Annotated in this window: 16 protein-coding genes; 10 read left to right on the top strand and 6 right to left on the bottom strand. The window is 65.7% G+C overall.

Annotated elements, in window-relative coordinates:
- Nucleotides 1–44: 44 nt before the first annotated feature.
- Nucleotides 45–953 carry an HAD-IIB family hydrolase gene (locus K1X11_RS20570; RefSeq protein ID WP_221029373.1) on the bottom strand — a complete coding sequence of 303 codons (909 nt, stop codon included), beginning with the start codon at nt 951–953 and terminating at the stop codon, nt 45–47.
- A gap of 30 nt (nt 954–983) precedes the next feature.
- Nucleotides 984–2252 (bottom strand): mannosyl-3-phosphoglycerate synthase, encoded by a 1269-nt coding sequence (gene mpgS, locus K1X11_RS20565; RefSeq protein ID WP_221029374.1) that lies wholly within the window; start codon nt 2250–2252, stop codon nt 984–986.
- Nucleotides 2253–2505: 253 nt separating this feature from the next.
- On the opposite strand from mpgS, the gene K1X11_RS20560 reads away from it, so the two are divergent.
- From K1X11_RS20560 to K1X11_RS20515, 10 genes are all read left to right on the top strand, one after another.
- A complete protein-coding gene (locus K1X11_RS20560) occupies nt 2506–3744 on the top strand; it encodes a pyrophosphate--fructose-6-phosphate 1-phosphotransferase (protein WP_221029375.1) in 1239 nt (412 codons plus the stop codon).
- Nucleotides 3745–3779: 35 nt separating this feature from the next.
- Nucleotides 3780–4433, top strand: a complete 654-nt coding sequence (locus K1X11_RS20555; protein WP_221029376.1) for a peroxiredoxin-like family protein — start codon at nt 3780–3782, stop codon at nt 4431–4433.
- Between the two features lie 106 nt (nt 4434–4539).
- Nucleotides 4540–6048 carry a peptide MFS transporter gene (locus tag K1X11_RS20550; RefSeq protein ID WP_221029377.1) on the top strand — a complete coding sequence of 503 codons (1509 nt, stop codon included), beginning with the start codon at nt 4540–4542 and terminating at the stop codon, nt 6046–6048.
- A gap of 50 nt (nt 6049–6098) precedes the next feature.
- The gene (sugE, locus tag K1X11_RS20545) at nt 6099–6416 is read left to right on the top strand and encodes a quaternary ammonium compound efflux SMR transporter SugE (RefSeq protein ID WP_221029378.1); all 318 of its coding nucleotides are present in this window, start codon (nt 6099–6101) and stop codon (nt 6414–6416) included.
- A 55-nt stretch (nt 6417–6471) separates the two neighbouring features.
- Complete coding sequence (locus tag K1X11_RS20540; RefSeq protein ID WP_221029379.1) at nt 6472–7089, top strand: TIGR02466 family protein; 618 nt, start codon at nt 6472–6474, stop codon at nt 7087–7089.
- A 127-nt stretch (nt 7090–7216) separates the two neighbouring features.
- Nucleotides 7217–7429, top strand: a complete 213-nt coding sequence (locus K1X11_RS20535) for a hypothetical protein (protein ID WP_221029380.1) — start codon at nt 7217–7219, stop codon at nt 7427–7429.
- Between the two features lie 146 nt (nt 7430–7575).
- A complete protein-coding gene (locus tag K1X11_RS20530; protein WP_221029381.1) occupies nt 7576–8079 on the top strand; it encodes a hypothetical protein in 504 nt (167 codons plus the stop codon).
- Between the two features lie 182 nt (nt 8080–8261).
- On the top strand, nt 8262–8780 hold the full coding sequence (locus K1X11_RS20525; RefSeq protein ID WP_221029382.1) for a diacylglycerol kinase: 519 nt from the start codon (nt 8262–8264) through the stop codon (nt 8778–8780).
- A 23-nt stretch (nt 8781–8803) separates the two neighbouring features.
- A complete protein-coding gene (locus K1X11_RS20520) occupies nt 8804–11317 on the top strand; it encodes a S9 family peptidase (protein ID WP_221029383.1) in 2514 nt (837 codons plus the stop codon).
- The gene (locus tag K1X11_RS20515) at nt 11314–13071 is read left to right on the top strand and encodes a hypothetical protein (protein ID WP_221029384.1); all 1758 of its coding nucleotides are present in this window, start codon (nt 11314–11316) and stop codon (nt 13069–13071) included. Before K1X11_RS20520 ends, K1X11_RS20515 begins: the two co-directional genes overlap by 4 nt.
- 308 nt (nt 13072–13379) lie before the next feature.
- Here K1X11_RS20515 and K1X11_RS20510 read toward each other — a convergent pair whose 3' ends face one another.
- The 4 genes from K1X11_RS20510 to K1X11_RS20495 form a co-directional block, all read right to left on the bottom strand.
- The gene (locus K1X11_RS20510) at nt 13380–14492 is read right to left on the bottom strand and encodes an LptF/LptG family permease (protein WP_221029385.1); all 1113 of its coding nucleotides are present in this window, start codon (nt 14490–14492) and stop codon (nt 13380–13382) included.
- Nucleotides 14493–14550: 58 nt separating this feature from the next.
- A complete protein-coding gene (gene nhaC, locus K1X11_RS20505) occupies nt 14551–16047 on the bottom strand; it encodes a Na+/H+ antiporter NhaC (RefSeq protein WP_221029386.1) in 1497 nt (498 codons plus the stop codon).
- 80 nt (nt 16048–16127) lie between these two features.
- Nucleotides 16128–18026 (bottom strand): tetratricopeptide repeat protein, encoded by a 1899-nt coding sequence (locus K1X11_RS20500; protein WP_221029387.1) that lies wholly within the window; start codon nt 18024–18026, stop codon nt 16128–16130.
- 47 nt (nt 18027–18073) lie between these two features.
- A complete protein-coding gene (locus tag K1X11_RS20495; protein ID WP_221029388.1) occupies nt 18074–20134 on the bottom strand; it encodes a hypothetical protein in 2061 nt (686 codons plus the stop codon).
- Nucleotides 20135–20325 lie beyond the last annotated feature (191 nt).

Genomic DNA, 20325 nt, shown 5'->3' with positions numbered 1-20325 from the left:
GCATGAGTTTCTTCAAACCGCTGGCAATGCTGCGATGCCCTCGATCACACGTCCGCCGAACCTGTCTCGGCCGTTTCGCTTTTCTGCTTCACCGTGTCGTCGGTGCCATCGTCGAGCAGACCGTCAACCACCTCCACCCAGCCATAGGGTCCGCGGCCTCCCACTCGATGCAGACCATCGGTGGCCAGATCCGCCCAGGACCCGTTTTCCAAAGCCAATAAAAAGGCATGGTCCACCGCCTCAAGCAGCGGCTTGTCGTTGGCACTGTCGCCCAGTCCCACCGACTGCACCGAACGCCCGTAGGCACTCTCATACAGCTCGATGACCTGACGCACCGCCCGACCTTTGTCCGTGCCCGCGCCGGTCACGGTGTGAAAGCGCCCGCCATGACGACACTCCAGACCTTCGCGGGCAAACTCGGCATCGAGCTGCGCCCACGTCTCATCATCGAGCACCTCCACCAGCGTCTCACTGAAATCACGCTGCCGCGCGCGCGCCGCCGACTCCACCGAAAGCCCCGTGAGCTCCGCCAGATCGGCGTCGCTGATGTCGCGATATCCACGCAAGGCCTGCCCCGTGCGCGCCCGCACCCGGTCCAGCCGCGTTTGGATTTCTGCGACCGGCAAACCGAGCGCCAAGGCGCGACGACCGGGTTCGCCCGGTGCCGGCTCCCAGCCCGCCGTCGGCAGACCGGTCGACTCCGGCACGATGATGGCCGCACCGTTTTCCACGATCGCCGGGATCGCACGGATGCCGAGCTCCTGACGGAGCGCGCGCTGCTCAGTGGCGGTTTTGGAAGAGCAAAACACGACCGGCACGCCCCGCTCGCGCAACCGCAGTAAACCCGGTCGCGCGATTTTCGGAGAATAGGACGACCACTCCAAGAGGGTGCCATCGAGATCGGTGAACACCAGCCAGGGGCTGGCGGGATCCAACAAGGAACTTAGGGGCATGAGGGCAGATGCAGTCAGCCGTTTGGCAGGTCAGTCTTCGGCGGTCTCCGCGGGAGTCGGCTCGACGGGGCTCGGCTTCGACGACGCCACCGGGACCGTCAGCGAGGTGCCGCCAGCGGCACGAATCGCGGCCTCCGACGTCGCGAAGAACTGGTCATAATTCATCCGATCCAGACTCTTGTAGATCCGCATCGGTGCGAGTTGCTCCCCTTCCTTGAGGTAGTTGCGCCGCTGCAGGTCCTGCTCGATTTCCTCGCGGAGTGATTCCGGGCAGAGCTTGGAGTGGTAGATCGTGCTCAGCGAGGCCGCGATCATGTCTTCGACGTGTTCGTCCCCCTTCACTTCATGCAAGTGCGGGTTGCGCGACTCGATCTGACTGATCTTGACCATGCGATGCATGTCTTCGCCCACGCCTTCACCCTCGGTGAGGATGCCGGCATATTTTTCGAGCAGGTGGACGTAGTGGAAGGTCTCGACCGCGTAACCGGTCGCGTAATCGATGCTCATCGCGAGATCGGTCGTGAGCGCGTGCTCGCCGGCGTTGCCGGTCTTCACGATCTCGGTCTCGAAGCCGGTGTGATGGCCCACCAACTTGTTAAGGAACATGTTGGAGTGACGGGAACTGCGACCCCACTTCGCGAAGTAGAGGGAGTTCTCCACCACCTTGGGTTTGGAGTGCCAGGAGATGCGCACCATGGCGTAATCGCTCGGGTTCAGACAGAAGCCCGCCGCATACTCCTTCACATACTCGTTCACCGCGCCCGGGAAGTAGTTGTCGCTGTCGACAAATCCCACGTATTTGCGGCCCGCCATCTTGGCCAGGAGCGACCCCATGATCATGCCCTCGGCCTTGCCGTTGCGCACCAGCTCCTTGTCGTCGAGGATGTCGTGATAACCCGCCGCCGAGAAGGCCGCCGCGATCGCCGGATCCTTCTGGTGCACCACCATCACCTGCTTGCGGGTGAAGCGGCAGAAGTTGTTGATCGCCTCCTGCTCGAGGAAAAATTTGTCCACCGGCGCTCGCGGGCTGTTGGAGACCACAATCACCAGACAGTCGTGCGGGATACCCACCAGCACGCCTTCGATGAGCTTCAAACGCTCGTTGCGCACCGGCACCACGATCGCCATCTGGCTCTCGATCTCGTGCAGCGCCTCCGACGAAACGCGGCGCACCACCGAGTCCTCTCCGCCTTCGGGGGAGCCGCTCTCCGGACCGGCATCCAACTCATACACTTTCTGCAGGCCATAAATGCGCACGGCCCCCAAGCGTTCAAACTCACGCGGCGACTCAATACGCATGCGCGACCTCCGGGTTGGCGACCTCCACCACGACCGCTGCGGCACGCGTGGTGTAGTTTAATTCATGAGAAAGATGCATATCTCCATTTTAGCAGGTTGGATGCCAGCATCCGGCCAGCCCGTCCCTAAACGCTCCACGCGGGCCATGTCACCGACTTGGCACAGACCCGCACAAATTGCCGAACAATGCCCGCCCACCGCTGCCGGTTTGACGCCGCCGCTTCCACCCCTTGGATGGGCGGACTCTTTCGCCATGACCAACAACGCCAAGCCCAAGAAAGTTGCTCTGCTCACCGCCGGTGGGCTCGCTCCCTGCCTCAGTTCCGCTGTCGGCGGCCTGATCGAACGCTACACCGAGCTCGCGCCGGAAATCGAAATCATCGCCTACCGCGGCGGCTACAAGGGCCTCCTCCTCGGCGATAGCTACAAGGTGGGCCCGGCCGAGCGCGCAGCCGCCGGCATCCTGCACGCCCACGGCGGCAGCCCCATCGGCAACAGCCGCGTGAAGCTCACCAACATCAAGGACTGCGTGAAGCGCGGCCTCGTTGAGGAAGGCCAGGACCCGCAAAAGGTCGCCGCCGACCAGCTCATCAAGGACGGCGTCGACATCCTCCACACCATCGGTGGTGACGACACCAATACCGCCGCCGCCGATCTGGCCGCCTACCTCGCCAAGCACGACTACGGCCTCACCGTCATCGGCCTGCCCAAGACGATCGACAACGACGTCTATCCCATCCGCCAATCCCTCGGCGCCTGGACCGCCGCCGAACAAGGCGCCCGCTACTTCCGCAACGTCGTGGCCGAGCACAACGCCAACCCGCGCATGCTCATCGTGCACGAGGTCATGGGCCGCAACTGCGGCTGGCTCACCGCCGCCACCGCCGAGTCCTACCGCCAGCTTCTCGACGCGTCCGACTACGTGCCCGGCCTCGGCCTCTCCCGCGCCAACCTCGAGGTTCACGGCGTCTTCATTCCCGAAATGGCCATCGACCTCGAAGCCGAAGCCACCCGTCTGCGCGCTGTCATGGACGAAACCGACAACGTGAACATCTTCATCTCCGAAGGTGCCGGCGTGGAAAGCATCGTCGCCGAGATGGAAGCCAAGGGTCAGGACGTCCCCCGCGACGCCTTCGGCCACGTGAAGCTCGACGCCGTAAATCCCGGCAAGTGGTTCGGTGAACAGTTCGCCAAGATGATCGGCGCCGAGAAAGTGCTCGTCCAAAAGAGCGGTTACTTCGCCCGCGCCGCCCCGGCCAATCAGGCCGACCTCGACCTCATCCGCGACTGCGTGCACGAAGCCGTCGATTGCGCCATGCGCTTCGAAGGCGGCGTCATCGGTCACGACGAGGACCAAGGCGGCACCCTGCGCGCCATCGAGTTCCCGCGCATCAAGGGCGGCAAGCCCTTCGACCCGGCCACCCCGTGGTTCACCGATCTGCTCGGCGCCATCGGTCAGCCGCGCGGCGCGACCGTCGAGACCAAGCACTGAGAAACAGTCGCTTTTTCTCGGGAATTTTCCGGCGCATGCCCGCTCTCAGCGGCATGCGCCTTTTATTTGCTGCTGCTCTTAGCTCTCTCGTTTTGTCCACCAGCGGCCTCGCCGCCCTGCCGCTCGGTCCGGAGGCCGCGAAACCCATCGGAGTCGGCGAGCCCGTGCCCTCCGCCGCCTTGCAGCAACCCGACGGTGCTTCCGTCGACCTGCGCGAACTCGCGCTCGCCCAACCGAGCATCCTCATCACCTACCGCGGCGGCTGGTGCCCTTATTGCAACACCCACCTCGGTGAGCTCGCCACCATCGAGCCCCAGCTCACCGCCCTCGGTTTCCGCGTCATCGCCTTCAGCCCCGAGCAACCCGCCACCCTCGCCGCCGCGCTGGCCGAGCATCCCGCCGAAAACGGTCGACTCACCCTCTCCGATCGCGCCGGCCACGCCAGCCGCGCCCTCGGCCTGGCCTACCAAATGAAGCCCGCCACCCATAGTCGCTACTTGGAACATGGGCTCGATCTCGCCCCCATCGCCGACCAACCCGGCGAACACTGGCTGCCCGTGCCCGCCGCCTACGTCGTGAATGCCGAGGGCGTCATCACCTTCGCCTTCACCCACACCGACATCCGCCAGCGCGTAAACCTCGACGACTTGCTCGCCGCCGCCCGCAAGGCTGCACCGCAGTTGCAATAACCCGTATGGATCGCGCCTAAACCCGCTGCGCTCCGTCCCTTCGGCCATTTCATCGTCGCATCACTGCGACGGTTTGTTTCGCTCGCGGCACACACACCACGACTGCATGAGCGACCAATCCACTTCCTCCGCCCCCGTCGATTCGCTGAATGACCGGGGTGGCATCGGGGGCCACCCGCGTGGCCTGTCCACCCTGTTCTTCACCGAGATGTGGGAGCGTTTTTCGTATTACGGAATGCGCGCCCTGCTGGTGCTGTTCATGACCCTCGCGATCGCCGAGGGCGGCCTGGGCTTCTCCACCGAGAAGGCCGCCAACATCTACGGCACCTACACCATGAGCGTGTATCTGCTCGGCATCCTCGGTGGGTTTATTGCCGATAACTTCATCGGCGCCCGCCGCGCCGTGCTCATCGGCGGTATGGTCATCGCCGCCGGCCACTACTCCATGGCCCTGCCGTCCGAGACCACCTTCTTCATCGGTCTCTTCCTCGTCGCCGTCGGCACGGGTCTGCTCAAACCCAACATCTCCACCATGGTCGGCAGCCTCTACTCCCCCGAGGACGCCCGTCGCGATGCCGGTTTCTCCATTTTCTACATGGGCATCAACATCGGTGCCCTCTCCTCCGCGCTGGTCTGCGGCTGGCTCGCCCAATCCGAAACCTTCCGCGGCATGCTCGAATCCTGGGGCATGAACCCGCACGGCAGCTGGCACTGGGCCTTCGGTGCCGCCGGCGTCGGCATGACCTTCGGCCTCATCTCCTACCTGCGCCGCGCCGGCACCCTCGCCCACGTGGGTCACGTGCCGGCTCCGGAAGCCGACGGCTCCCGCCCCTGGGGCAAACTCGGCCTCGTCGCTCTCGGCTCCGCCGCCCTCATCGGCCTCATGGTCGCGGCCGAAGAATACAAGGCCATCGTCTTCGCCCTCTTCGCCGTGCAGATCGGCGCCATCCTCTTCTTCGCCTTCCGCCCGTCCGAGGAAAGCCGCCGCATGGCCGCCATCCTGGTGCTCTTCATGGCCGCCCAGGTCTTCTGGGCCATCTTCGAGCAGGCCGGTTCCTCCGTGCAGCTCTTCGCCGACCGCCTCACCCGCAACGAGGTCTTCGGCGCGGAATTCCCCTCCACCTGGTGGCAGTCGGTCAACTCGCTCTGGGTCATCCTCATGGCCCCCTGTTTCGCCTGGCTGTGGATCAAACTCGGCAAAGGCGGCCCGAGCTCGCCGATGAAGTTTGTCTTCGGCCTGCTGCTCGTCGGCGTGTCCTTCATCTGGATGATCCCGGCGGCCAAACTCACCGCCGAGGGCCTCGTGAGCCCGATCTGGCTGCTCGGTCTGTTCTTCCTGCAAACCGCCGGTGAGATGTGCCTGAGCCCCGTCGGACTGAGCACCATGACCAAACTCGCGCCCGCTCGCCTCACCGGTCTGGTGATGGGCATCTGGTTCCTCGCCGCCGCGCTGGGCAACAAACTCGCCGGTCTGCTCGCGGGCAGCTTCGACGAGTCCGATCCCTCCTCGCTGGTCGACTTCTTCCTCACCCAAGCCATGTGGGTGGGCATCGCCACCGCCATCCTGCTCGCCCTCGTCCCGTGGGTGAAGCGCCTCATGGGCGGCGTGCACTGAGTCGCCTCAGAAGCCCTTTCAGCTTTTCCGCCTTTCAGCGTTTTAAACCGATGCCTTGGGTGCTGCTCCTGATCGCCGCCGGCTTGGAGGTAGTCTGGGCCGTGGGCCTCAAAAGCACCCAAGGTTTCACCAAGCTCGGCCCCAGCCTCCTGGTCGGGGCCGCCATGATCGGCAGCATGTGGCTGCTCGCGCTCGCCGCCCGCCACCTGCCCATCGGCACGGCCTACGCCGTGTGGACCGGCATCGGCGCCGTCGGCACCGCCATCATCGGCATGGCGAAACTCGGTGAACCCGCCACGGTCGCCCGCATCGTCTGCATCCTGCTCATCGTCGCCGGCATCGTCGGCCTCAAACTTTTCGCCAAGTAGGCCGCGCGCTCATTTCAGCGTTTCAGCTTTTCAGCATTTCAGCTTTTTAAACGTCATGCCCGTCCACCTGCACTTCCCCACCTACGTTTACTGCGAGCCGCTTCAACCCAAGAGCCTCGACAAGCTCAACGCCGAGTTGGTCACCGAGTGCGACCAGCTGCGCGCCTTCGATGTCGCCGGCCGCAAGTGGTCGGAGAAAAACTACCCCGGCGGCTACACCAGCTACGCGTCGATGAACGAGCTGCACCGCTTCTCCAGCACCTTCGAGGCGCTGCAGCGCAAGATCGACAAACACGTCAAAGCCTACGCCAAGGCCCTCGACTTCGACCTGCGCGGCGCCGACGTGCGCATGACCGACTGCTGGGTCAACATGATGCCCCCCGGCACCACCCACGCCCTTCACATCCACCCGCTTTCCTTCATCAGCGGCACCTACTACGTGCAAACCCCGGAAGGTTGCCCTGGCATCAAGTTCGAGGACCCGCGCCTCGACCGCTTCATGGCCGCCCCGCCCCGCAAGGCCAAGTGCAAGCCCGAGAATGAGGCCTTCGTCACCTACCCCGCCCAAGCCGGCAACGTCGTGCTCTTCGAGAGCTGGCTCCGCCACGAAGTCCCCGCCAACCAGGTCCAGGAGGAGCGCATCTCGATCTCCTTCAACTACGCGTGGAACTGACGTTCCAAAAATCCTAATCCCTAACCCCTAAATCCTAAAAACCGTCAGCCTTCGCGGTTGGCGTAGGCCACTCCCATTTAGGATTTAGGATTTTGTGTTTTAGGATTTCGCAGCTTCGCTGCGTGCCATGCTCGTCATTCGCCGCATCGTCGACCGCCGCCGCGCTTACACCGGGATCTTCCTGCCGGGTGAGCCGCCGCGAATTTTTCCGACCGACGACGTGCAGCACGCCCGCATCCTCCAGATCTACAAACAGGACAAACGCTACCCCGATGTCCTGAACGATTTCACCGATTTTGACCTCCAGCGGCCGGTTTCCCCGCCTGCGACCGAACGCTGAATCCTGCCATTCGTCGCAGAATCCGCCCCATTCGTCGCAGGCCCCGCCCCGGGTCGTCGCAGCGGAGCCCCCGTTCACCGCAAAATTAAACCGGTTCATCGCAGAGTGGTCGCGGCCGGCCCGCACCGGTCCAACCTGTGACCACCATGAAGCAGATCGATGTAACCGAAGACGTTTATAACGCCCTGAAGCGGCTCACCACCGACTTCAACCAGAGCCCGAACGACGTGCTCGCCTCCATCCTGCACCTGCCCGTTTCCACCGTGGCCCAGCAGGATCCGCTCATCACCTATCTCCAAGGCCCCGAGTTCCGCAGCAAGTTCACCGATGCCGACAAATACCTCGCCATCCTCGGCTGGATCTCGAAGCAGCACGAAGCCGACTTCCGCGAATACATTGAGTCCCTCAACCGCGGCCGTCGTTTCCTCAGCATGAGCCGCGAGGACATCCTTTCGCAGTGCCGCCACAACCAGGCCCGCCAGATCCCCGGCACCCACTACTGGGCGATCATGAACATCGATACGCCCACCAAGCGCCGCTTCCTCTCCCGCGTGCTCACCTTCTGCGGCTATCGCGAAGAGTTGATCGACTTCACCTGCAACGTGATCGGCATGCGCCGCCCGGCTCGCCGTATCTCGTTCGCCGCCTGATCGGCCAATCCGCCCCCCGCCGCGCCAACGTCCCGCGGCGCCCTCCCCCCTGCTTTCCCCTTCATCGATCCCCTTTCGCCCAATGTTCGTAATACGAACATTGGGCTTTTTTGTGCCCCGCCGCCGCCGCGTGTTCCGATAAGGCTTTCGCTCCCTCCCGAACTGCTCACCATGCCCGCTTAGTGAGCGATTCTCCGCCCCAGTCCGACCGTGCTTCGGCGCGTCCCGAGTCTTCGACGCCACCCTCGTCCGAGCCGGTCAGCCCGCCGCCCGCCACCACCATGGCCACCGGTGGCGACGCCGAAAACAAACGCCGCGACCTGCGCAACTTCATCGCGTCCATCCGCTACTCGGTCGACGGCTTCTTTGCCGCGGTGAAGCACGAGCCCTCCTTCCGCGAAGACCTCATCTTCGTGGCCTGTCTCGTGCCCTTTGCCATCATCCTGCCGGTCAACGCCGTCTCCACCGCTCTCATGATCGCGGTGCTGTTGCTCATCATGATCGTCGAGCTGCTCAACTCCGCCATTGAGTGGACCATCGACTACCTGCGCCCGGAGATTCATCCGCTCGCCAAACGCGTGAAGGATATGGGCAGCGCCGCGGTGTTTCTCAGCTACATCAACGCCATCGTCGTCTGGGTCGTGCTCCTCTGGCCCTCCAACACCGTCTGGAACCGCCTCGCCGATTGGTTTGTATCCTGAGCGCCTTCGTCTGCCCCCCGTCCGTGCCCCTGCCCCGCCCCCACTGCTCCCGCCGCTTCATCACCTGCGCGTTGGCGCTGCTCATCGCCCTGACCGCGCCCCCCACCGCCTCCGCCCAACTCTTCGGTGGTGCCTCCCGCCCCGTCGCCCGCCAGGACGGCATTGAACGCCAACTCGCGCCCCCCCGTGCTTCCCTCGCCACCCTCTCACGCGATGGCCGGCACCTCGCCTACGCCGTGCACGCCGGGGGCCGCACCCGCATCGACATCGTCGCCACCACGCCGCCTTACGCCAAACAAAGTATCCAACTCGGCGATACACGAGGCGCCCGGCTGCTCTCCCTGCAATGGACCTCCCCAGATCGCCTCGTGCTCGCCACCGAGGATTGGGCCATCGCCACCGCCACCCTCAGCGACGGCTCCGCTCGCATCGTGCTCGATCCCAGTCGCTTCACCATCGGTGTCTCGGGCCAGCTCGACACCACCTTCGCCGCCCGCGACAACCCGCTGCAGTTTGAACGCCTCGCCCGCCCGCCGCGCTTGCTCGCCCTCGCTCCCGATGCACCCGACACCGTGATCGTCGAAGGCGTCGCCGGCCGCGATCTGGAAGACGCCATCGCCACCACCGCCCGCCTCGACCTCACCGACGGCTCGCTCAAAGAGCTGGAGCAGGTCCGCCTTATCGCGCCCGCCATGCGGACCTGGGCCGACCCGCAGGGCCGCTACCGCCTGCTCGAGGACCGCACCTACTTCCCCCTGCAATGGCGCGCCCGTGACCTGCGCGCCAACGGTCGCCTCGGTCGCTGGCGGCCCCTCGAGGACGTGATCGCCTCCACCCTCGCCACCGCCTTCGAGGCCGACGCCGACCGCCTCTGGCTCGACCGCGCCCTCCCGCTCGGTTTCAACCGCGACGGCACCACGCTCTACTTCGCCACCAACGTCGACCGCGACAGCTACGCCCTGCGCGCCTGGGACTTCGCCCGCGATTCCCTCACCGACCTGCAGGTCGACCTGCCGGGCATCGACCTCGCGCCCCCCGTCGCCGATGTCACCACCCGCTTCATCGGCTCCTACGAACGTCAACAGCGCCGCGTAAACGCCGCCCTGTTCTACACCGACTTCGCCCCCGTGCCGCCGCCCAACCCGCTCGTCTTCGATCGCGCCTCCGGCGAACTCGCCGGCGTGCGCGTCGCCGCCCTGCCCGCCGGCGCGCATTGGATCGACCCACAGCTCGCCGCCCTGCAACCCCTGCTCGAACGCGACCATCCCGGCCGCCTCGTGCATATCCTCGATTGGGACGACGCCCGCCAGTTCCTCCTCGTCAACGTCGCCTCCGCTGCCTCCACCGGCCGCTACTACCTCTACCGCACCGCCGACGCCGCCTGGGTGGAAATCCTCCGCCGCGACGAAATCGACCGCGCCGCCGACCACCACCGCGTCGAGTCCTTTACCCTCACCGCCGACGACGGTTCGCCCCTCCACGGCCGGGTCACCTACCCGCGTCAGCCGCTGGGCAAGACGCCTCCCCTCGTCTGCTTCCTCCCCGACGGCCCGTGGCAGGTGTCCGACCACACCCACTCCGCCCCCGCCCAGATGCTCGCCGAATACGGCTGCCTCGTCCTCGAGGTCGACTACCGCGGCAGCGCCGGCCACGGCAACGCCACCCTGCTCGCCGGCCGCGACGCCCCCGACCACGTTGCCCACGCCGACCTCACCCGCGCCATGGCGTGGCTCGCGGAAAAGCAGACCTACAACCCCCGCCGCGTCGCCCTCATCGGCGTGGGCTACGGCGGTTGGCTGGCTCTGCGTGCCGCCCAACTCTCCCCCTCCGCCTTCAGCTCCGTGGCCGCGCTCAATGCCTTCGACGACCTCGATCATCTCTTCACCCCGCCCCCGGAACGCGAACGTCCGGACGGCACCGTCTCCGCCCTGCGCCTCGCCCAAGACATGCAGGGATACCTCGAAGCCACCCGCCGGGACCTCGACGCCACGATCAACCTGGTGAGCGGCGGCACGAGCGACACCAGTTTCTCCTCCGGCAGCACCATCGATCCCTCCACCTACTCCGACGGCGAAGGAGAGGAGGTCGACGAGAACGTCACCTACTCCGAAGAAAACCAGTGGAACCGCTACAACACCACGTCCCGCTTCCGCGCCCTCGACCGCATGGTCCGTCACCAGGAACCCACCCCCGTGCCGTTCCGGGTGCGTTTCGCCCAGTGGTTCTTCGGCGAGGACACCCACCGCAACGAAGCGTATTCAGTATCTGAACACGCCGACCTAATCGACGCCGCCGTGCTGCTCTGCGCCACGCCCGACGAAGCCGGCCACTCCTTCTCCGCCACCCGCAAGATCGCCGCCGCCCTCGCCGACGCCCGCCATCCCGCCGAGGTCTGGGAACTGCCGGCCTCGCCGTGGAATCGCAGCATCGCCGAACGCCCCGAAGTCTGGCTGCGCGTGGCCGAGTTCCTCAACGAAACCCTGCTTAACTTCGACGTCGAGATTGGTCCCTCGCGCGAGGTGCCCGACGCGCCATGACCCCGCTGCGCCTCCTCCCCGCCACCGTCGCCGTTGTCCTGCTCGCGGCCACGTTCACCGCGCCCGGACTGCGCGCCCAAACGCCCGACCGCCCCGCCGAGGTCGACGAGAGCATCCTCCTGCCGCCTTTCCTCGTGGAGCCTCCCTCGCGTCCCGACCGCTGGATGCTCGCCACCACCCCGGGCTTTGAGCTGCTCACGACCCACGACGCCGACTTCGCCCGCACCTACACCAAACACTACTTTCGCCAACTCGCCCTCGTGCGCGAACTCGTGCCCGACCGCTACCTCTGGGAACCCGCCCTGCCCGTGCGCCACATCGTCGTCGCCAGCGAAAGCCGTCGCCAGGAAACGGATACCGCCATGCAGCAGGCCATGGCGGCCCTGCGCGACGACCGCCGCGACGGCCAGGAAGCTCCCGATTCCCGCTTCCTGCCCAACATGCGCCTCGCCGGCCACGACAGCAGCGTGGTCTTCGCCTTTCACGACGACCCCGAGGAACCCAATTCCCGGGGCATCCGCTCCGCCTGGGAACTCATGCAAGGCGAACACCTGCGCCGCCGCGACAACGCCGGCTTCTACCTCTCGGTCGCCCGCCTCGAAGAAAAACTCAGTCGCCGCACACCCGCCCTGCCCGCCTGGCTCATCGCCGGACTCACCGGCGTTTACCGCAACGGCGTCTTCGGCTCCAAGACCTTCGAAGCCGCCACCTACGTCTGGTATTCGCCGGCCCAGTCCGACCTCTTCCGCCGCGATCCGGACCAACCGCGCGAGTTGCTCGTGCTACCGACCCTCTTCAGCAATCCGCCGCCCAGCGATCCCGCCACCCGTGCGCGCTGGGAACAACAAGCCGCGCTCTTCGTGCGCTGGGCGCTCTTCGCCGACGACGCCGCGCACCGCGATGCCTTGTGGGACTTTGTTGATCAGCTCGAACTGTCTCGCCCCACCGACGACACCTTCCGCGCCAGCTTCGGCTTCGGCCTCGCCGAGGCCCGCGACCGGCTCAGCGAATACCTCAACAGCGCCGTTTCCGAAACCTTCGCCCTCACCCTGCCGCGTGACTTCTATCCCCCCTCCGTCGCCACCCGCCGCACCCGTCCTGCCGATGTTGGCCTCATCATGGGCGAATGGGAACGCCTCGAAACCGGCTACGTGCGCCAACACGCCCCCGCCCTCACCGAGCTCTACCTCAACCGCGCCCGCGCCACCGTGCAACGCGCACGCGAAGCCGGCAACTCCCCTGCACTCGCCGCCCTGTCAGGATTGATTGAATACGAAGCCGGTGCCGCCGACGCCGCCCGTGCTGAGCTCGAATACGCCGTCGTCAGCGGCGAGCGCCGTCCGCGCGTGTTGCAGGCGCTGGCCGACCTGCGTTTCGACGAGCTGCGCGCCCGCCATGCCGACACCGAGTTTATCCCCGGCGAGGAAGTCGGCGCCGTCCGTGTCATGCTCAACGGCGCACTCGAGCAATCGCCCGCCCTGCCCGAAGTCTACGTGCAACTCGCCGAACTCTGGCGGCAGATCGATGCGCCACTCACGCGCACGGACCTCGCCCCCCTCGCCCGCGGCGTGCGCCTCTTCCCCCACGAACCCAACGTCATTGCGACCATGGTGGCCCTGCAGGCCGAGCGCGGCCAACTCGCCTTCGCCCGGCAGATTCTCAACTACGCCCGCGCCCGCACTCGCGACGCCCGCACCGCCCACTTCTACGACGACCTCCGCGCCCGCCTCGACGCCGCGACCACGCAACCGTAGCCTCTCCACTGGAGGCCACGCTTTCGCCTTCGGCTCAAGCGCAACTACCCACCACCATCCACCCGCACAACCGTAGCTGCGTTGGAGCGAAGCGACAACGTGGCCCCGTGGGATGGCCACTCCACCCGCGGCCACGCTTTCGCCTCCGGCTCAAGCGCAGCTACCCACCACCCCCACCTGCACAACCGTAGCTGCGTTGGAGCGAAGCGACAACGCGGCCCCGTGGGATGGCCACTCCACCCGCGGCCACGCTTTCGCCTCCGGCTCAAGCGCAGCTACTTTACGGCGCAGCTACATTTGCGCCCGTCCTACCGCACACGGAACATCAGCACGATACCGAGCGCGAGCATGATCAGGTTGGGCGCCAGCGCCGCCCAGACGGGGTCAATCAGCGCACGTCCGCCCAACCCGGTGCTGGCTTTGAAGAGGACAAAATACACCAGGAATAGGCCGATCGATTTCGACACCCCCACGGCCGGATTCACTCGCACGCCCGCCACCGCAAACGGCACCGCCAATGCGATGATGATGAGCGGCCCCAGGGTCTCGGCCAGCAGGCCGTAATACCGCACGGCATACCGCTGCACCTTGGGGTCATCCGCCGCGCGGTGAAACGCCATCACCCGCTCCAATTCGAAAAACGACAGGTCCTGCGGCTTCTGGTCGAAGACGAGCATCAGCTTCGGATCCTCGCGATAGTGCCGCACCGCCTTTTCCGCAAAGGGCAGCGTGCGCTGCACCTCGCCCGTCTCCGGATCGATCCACGTCTCGCGGCCGTCCACAAACACCCAACTCCCGGTCTCCTCGTCAAACCACGCTTCGCGCGATTGCAGGCGAGTTTTCTCCCGTCGCTGCCGGTCGAGTTCCGTCACCATCACGCCGTAACCGCGATCGGTGTAGCGGCTGAAACGGTTCATGAACCACATGCGGTTTTCCCGCCGATTGTCGAAGGCCACCGAATACACCGCCTCCACTTTGTCGGCGCTCTCGACCTTTCCCTGCCCCTGCACCCGCAGGTCCTGCAGGATCGCCCGCGACGTCTCGACCGACCACGGTATCACCGTGCCGTTGAGATACCAGGTGGCGGCGCACAGCACCAAACCCGCCCCCCAGATCATCCGCGTGATGCGGAAGAAGCCCATGCCCGCCGCCCGCATCGCCGTGATTTCCAGATTCCGGTGGAGGCGCCCCAGCGTGAAGAGCAGCGAAAGCAACACCGACAGGTTCAGCACCACCGAGAGAAAGCTCGGCAGCTTGATCAGGAAATAAAAACAGATGTCGACCAGCCCTGCGCCCACCGCCTGCAGGTCAGTCAGATCATCGACCATCGAGGCCATGAGCAGCAGGCCCATGGTGGCTCCGAGCACCAAAGCCAGTGCGCCCACCCACTCCCGCAAAACGTATCGATCAATCAATGACATGAATAATGGCGCGAGCCGCCGAGCCCGACTTGGTTGCCTTCGTTTCCTTCTGTAAAACCTATTCCTCCTCCTCGTCGTCCACGGGATCTGCCGGGGCCATCGTCCAGCCAGTGAAGCCATACAGTAGCGAAATGAGCGGGTTGAGCAGGTTCAGAAACGCAAACGGCAGGTAGGCCAGCGGGAACACCCCCAGCGTCGCAAACATGTAGGCGCCGCAGGAATTCCACGGAATGAGCGGCGAGGTGATGGTGCCGCCGTCCTCGAGGCACCGCGACAGGTTCTTCGGATGCAGCCCGCGCTTGGCGTAAGCGCCGCGATACATGCGGCCCGGCACGACAATCGACAGGTATTGGTCCGAGGCCACCAGATTGATGCCCATGCTGGTCGCCAGCGTCGCGCCCACGAGTCCGCCCCGCGATTTGGCCAGACCCAGAATCGCCCCCGCGATGCGTTCCAACATGCCCGACCGCTCCATCACGCCGCCGTAACACATCGCGCACAAAATGATCCCCACCGTGCCATACATGCTGCTCATCCCGCCGCGCGTCAGCAGGTCATCGACCGCCGCAACCCCGGTCTCACTCACGAAACCGTCGTAGGAGGTGATCAACAGATCCGAGAGCGTGCTCCCTTGCAGCACACTGGCCATCACCCCGCCCACCACCACGCCCGCCACCAGCGACGGCAAGGCCGGCACCCGCGCGATCACCAGCACCAACACCACCAGCGGTGGCACCACCAGCCAGCCCGAGAGCGTGTAACCGGCGCTCATGCCACGGATCATTTCGTCAATCGAGCCCGCCTCGATCGTGCCCTCGCCGAAGCGCAGCCCGAGCAGCCAATACAGCCCCAGCGCGATCACCAAACTCGGCCCGGTGGTGAAAAGCATGTGCTTCACGTGCTCGAACAACTCCGCTCCCGCCACGCCCGGCGCCAGGTTAGTGGTATCCGACAACGGTGACATCTTATCGCCAAAATACGCCCCCGAGATGATGGCCCCCGCCACCATCGGCATGGGCACGCCCAGCCCCTGCCCCACGCCGATAAGCGCCACCCCCACCGTGCCCGCCGTCGTCCACGAGCTGCCCGTCACCACCGATACGATCGCGCAGATCAGGCAGGTCACAAAAAGAAACGCCCCCGGCGACAGCAGCTTGAGCCCCCACACGATCATCAAGGGCACCACCCCGCTGGCGATCCACACCCCGATCAACATGCCCACCACCAGCAGAATGAGCACCGCGCCCAGCGACAGTTTGATGCCACGCAAATAACTCTCGTGAATGTCCCGCCAACGCAGCCCGACCCGCTTCGCCATAATGGAGGCCACCACCGTCGCCGCCACGAGCGGCAACTGCACCGGAATCGAGGCGTGCAACACGTCGCCGAAATACGGAATCGACGCCAGGGCCCGCAGCAGCGGCGTGATCACCGCCAGCTCCGGGAGGTCATTGAGATTGAGCACCGATCCAGCCAGGAACACCACCAGGCATACGACCGGAATCAGCGATTCGCCCAGCGTCGGGGCGCGAAGAGAAGTCGGTGCGTGCTTCATGCGTCGCGCCGCACACTACGGATCAAGCCCCCGGGCAGAAGAACGAAGTTCACTCAATTGCCCCAAAGCGAGCCTACCGCCTACCGCCCCCCTTGCGCCCGCAACCAGCTTTGCGCGAACTCGTATTCGATGAAGGTCGATACACCCGTCGCGATGCAGGCTTCGAGTTCCGCGTTGCGCCCGGTCGTAGTCTGCCCCGGGGTGAAGGCCAACACAAAGTGCGCCTCACAACGCTGCCCCAGCGCGACGTAGTGGCGGCCTTCGTCGGCCTCGACCATGAGTTGCGCGGGCTCCACCTCGCCCAGCACCGTCAAAATCAGCCGCGCCACCCACTCGTCTTCCTCCACCAACTCCAGCGCCTCGCGGAGCATTTTTTCCTGACTGCGCCCGGCCAGTCGCGCCGCCGCATGGGAATACAAGGCCGCATAAGCCCGGCGCTCCGGCTCGAGATTGCGGTGTTTAAAACCGACCGCAAAGACGTCCATAGCCTGCTCCCAATCGCCGGTCTGGATGAACGAATTGCCCGCCGTAAAATAGCTCTGTTTAAACCCGCGATCGACCTTGCGCAGCTCCTCCTGGGCCGCGACCACCGCGCCGCGCTCGCCCCGCATCATCGCCAGTTTCAACCGCGCCACCTGCAGCCGCTCATCGGCGTCCGCCACCGTCGCCGCATTGAGCAACTCCCGCTCGGCCCGCTCCAGATCGCCCAACAACAGCGCGTTTTGCGCCAGACTCACGACCGCACTGCGCTCGATCAAGGTCTCCGGCTCACCTTCGACATCCTCCAGCACCGCTTCGGCCTGCCGGGTCAGGGAAACCAACGATCCCCCCACCACCGGATCGATCGGCCAGTCCTCTGTCCCGGTCGGCTCCGCCTGCGGCACCCGCAGCGCCACCGGCTCGAGACTGCCACTTTCCAAGGCATCCACCAAGCGTTCGGCCGTCGCCGCCGGCAGCACCTTCGGCAATAGCTGACGCATCGCGGTCAGATCACGATCACTCAGACCACCGCTCTCCGCCGCTCGCATGCGCAACGCCCGCAGCGCCCAATCCGGCAGCCCGATCCGATCAAAATCCGCGATCAACTGCTCCCAGTCTTCCGCAGACAGGTTCAGCACGCCGGTCAGATCCGGTTCCAGCATCTTGGCGATGCGTCGCCCCGCGTCGCCCGCTTCGCCGTCCGCCTTCAAAATCGCCGCCCACAGCGGTTGCTTCTCCTCCAGCACCTTCACCGCCCGCGGTTCGGCCGCGAGGATCTTGGTGCGCATGCGCTCGTCGTCGCCCTCCGCTTCGGTGAGCTCGATGTCGGCCAGCTCCGCGCGCATCCGCAGCACCGCCATCGCCGCCGTGGCCGATTCCGGAAAACTCGCCTCCACCTTCTTCACCGGCGACCACTGCTCCTCCGGCGGCAGACTGCGCGCCTGCAAAAGCTGCACCCCCGGCGGGGAAAGCGACCACGCATCGATGGTGCGTAACTGCGCCGCCACCCGCCGGCCAAGTTCGTCCTCCATCAACGGTCCGGCCTCTGCCAACTCCAATGCATCCTGCGCCGCTTCGATGTGGCCCGCCGCCGCCAGCACCATGCCCTCCAACACCGCCAACGTGCTGTCGCCCGGGTCCATCTCCGCCATCGCCTGCCAAAAGTTCGGATTCTCCGCGATGAGCTTCGCCGGATCGAGCATCTCGTAACTACCGCCCGTGCCCGCATCGACCCGCGCCGCCGCCGCCCGCAGGTCGCTCACCAACGCCGCCACGCCGGGATACCGCCGCCCGTCCACCTGGCCCAGTTCAGCGGTGAGTTCCTGCACGTTCGCCCAAGCCTCTTCCTGCACGTCACCCGCAGAAGCCGCCACGATCGTGCTCGATTGCGGCACCACCTGACAGCCGGGCAACACCCAGGCCACCGCCAGCGCGCCAACGAGTGCCCAGAAGGTGGATACGCAACGCAGACGGGAACGGAACGAAGAGATTACGGACATGGCAAAACAGGTAAACAGATGACGGACGAAAACGACACGACCAGGATTCAGGAAGGCACGGACCACGTCGGCGAGGCGTCCCTGGTCCACTCGCGATCCGCGTCTTTGGTTTCCTCGTCTTCCGCCGGATCCGCAACATCCGGCGCGGCAAAACTCGGATCCCAACGCTCGGGTTCCAACTCGCGCAGCCGCAGCAGTGACGCCGTGTATTCCACGAAGTCGACCACGCCCGTGGATACGCAGCTCTCCAACAGCGCCTGACGCCGCGCGGGGGACAGGTCGGTTTGGAAAGCGCGATAAAAACGCTGTTCGCACACCCGCCCGGCTTCGGCGATTTCGGTGATGTTGTCGCCCACCGGCTCGCGCTCGTCTTCGCCGGCCATGCTGCGCACCAACACGCTGACCCAGTCATGGCCCGCGCCGAGTTCGCGTGCCCGTTTGATCAACGCGACCGCCTTCGCCTCATCCCCGGCCACCCGATGGAAGGCCGCGCCCATGAGCGCGTAGTAGGCGCGGTATTCGTTGTCGTTGGCCAGCGACTCCGCCGCCATGGCAAACACCTCGGCTCCGGCCGCCCAGTTGCCCTGCGCCGCATCGGCGAGGGCGGGCAAGGCCGGCGCCTCCAGCACGGAGTCCGGGTCGAGCTCACGTTTGAGCGTCTCGATGTCGTCGACCCGACCGCTCCATAGCGCCACCCACATCCGCATCGGGATGGCTGCCTGCGCCAGCGTCGCCGGCACCGCGTCCAACGCCGCTTCGGCTTCGTCCCACCGGCCGAGGTGGCCCAGGGTTTCTGCCTGCGTGAGTCGCGCAATCGCCGCTTCCCGGGAGTCGGGTTCCGCGCTGCTCAAGCGCCGCTCCACTTCCTGGAGACGCCGCAGCGCCCGCTCGCCCAGGATCGGGTGCAAGGGCAACTGAGGCGTGCCGTCGAGCGCGCGTCCGACTTCAAAAAAGGCCACCGGGCGAATCTCACCGGAATCCATCGCGTCGCGCAGCGCGGCCGTTTCCTCCGCCCCGATCAGAGGTTCCAGCCAGTCCCACCAAACCATGGTATCGCCGGGCATCGTGAAGCCGCGCATGCCGACCGCGCGGCGCGAGGTTTGCACAGCCTCGGCATAAAAGCCGCCCGCCGCCATCGCCTCCGCCAGACGTTGCAGATCGCGTTCCCCGTAAGCGCCCCGGCTTTCGGCCAACTGGGCGAAAAAACCCTCGGCTTCGAGGGCCGCCTTGCGCGCCGCCGGATCCGGATTGAAGCGCGCCGCGAGCCACGGATTGTGCTCGGCCACGATCAGCCAGTCGTCCCGCATCGTCTCCATCAGCTCGGAAACCTGAACCGACGTGGCCTCCGTATCGGCTGGATCGATACCGGCCATGCGCAACCGCACCACGATCGAGGCCAGCACCAGATCCGGATCCTGTCCGCGGAAGCCCCGGGCACTGGTGATGAAACGCAACAACTCCTCCCCGCTCAGACTCTGACTCAGCGCCCGCAAGCGCGCGTCTTTGCGCGCCCGCAGCTTTTCAATCTCGTCGTCCACCCGATAGGTCAGCCGATGCACTGGCATGGGCAGCGCTGGTCCCGAAATCTGCAGATCAATCAACCAGCCCGCCCGGTCAAAATACCCCCGTGCCGTCCACAACATCTGCTCGAAGAGTCCCACCACCGGATCCTCCGGAGTGGTCTCCAACATCGCCCGCCAGAACGCCGGGTTGTGCGTGGTGAGCTGGAGTGGGTCGATGCGCCCCACTTGCAACGAATCCTCGCGCTCGATCTCGGCCGCGAGCGTGTCGATTTGCTCCACCAGCGTCGCGATGCCCGGAAAATACTCCGGCGGCATCTGCCGCCACATCTCCACGATGGCCTTCACGTGCTGCCAGGCGGAGAACTGCAGCGCCTGCCGATCCCGCTCCAACTGCCGCTCAGCTTCGGCCGCCTGTTGTTGGGCGGCAGTCAACTCCGCCGCGACGTCGGCCGTTTCGGACGCAGACTGATCGCCGCCATCGATGGCGGTGACGTCCGACGAGGTTTCGTTCGTCGCCAAACTGCCGGCGGTGCTCTCACACCCCGCGCCCCACCAGAAAAGTATCCCGAAACTCAGGCCGGCCACGGCTCGGCGGATTCGTTGGGGGCATCGAAAGGGGTTTCGCATACGGGGGCACAGTGACTTCGGCACGGCTTCATTGACGAGGCCAATCCGGCAATGTTCCCCGCAGCCTGCAGACGCCGGTCGGACGGTGGGGAACGCCACTACGTAAAAACACCATTGCAGTTAACGCGCGCTCCCTTAGCCCGTTGGGC

The sequence above is a fragment of the Actomonas aquatica genome (assembly GCF_019679435.2).
In the GTDB taxonomy this organism is placed as follows: Bacteria; Verrucomicrobiota; Verrucomicrobiia; order Opitutales; family Opitutaceae; genus Actomonas; species Actomonas aquatica.
This window is presented reverse-complemented; position numbering and strand designations above follow the sequence as displayed.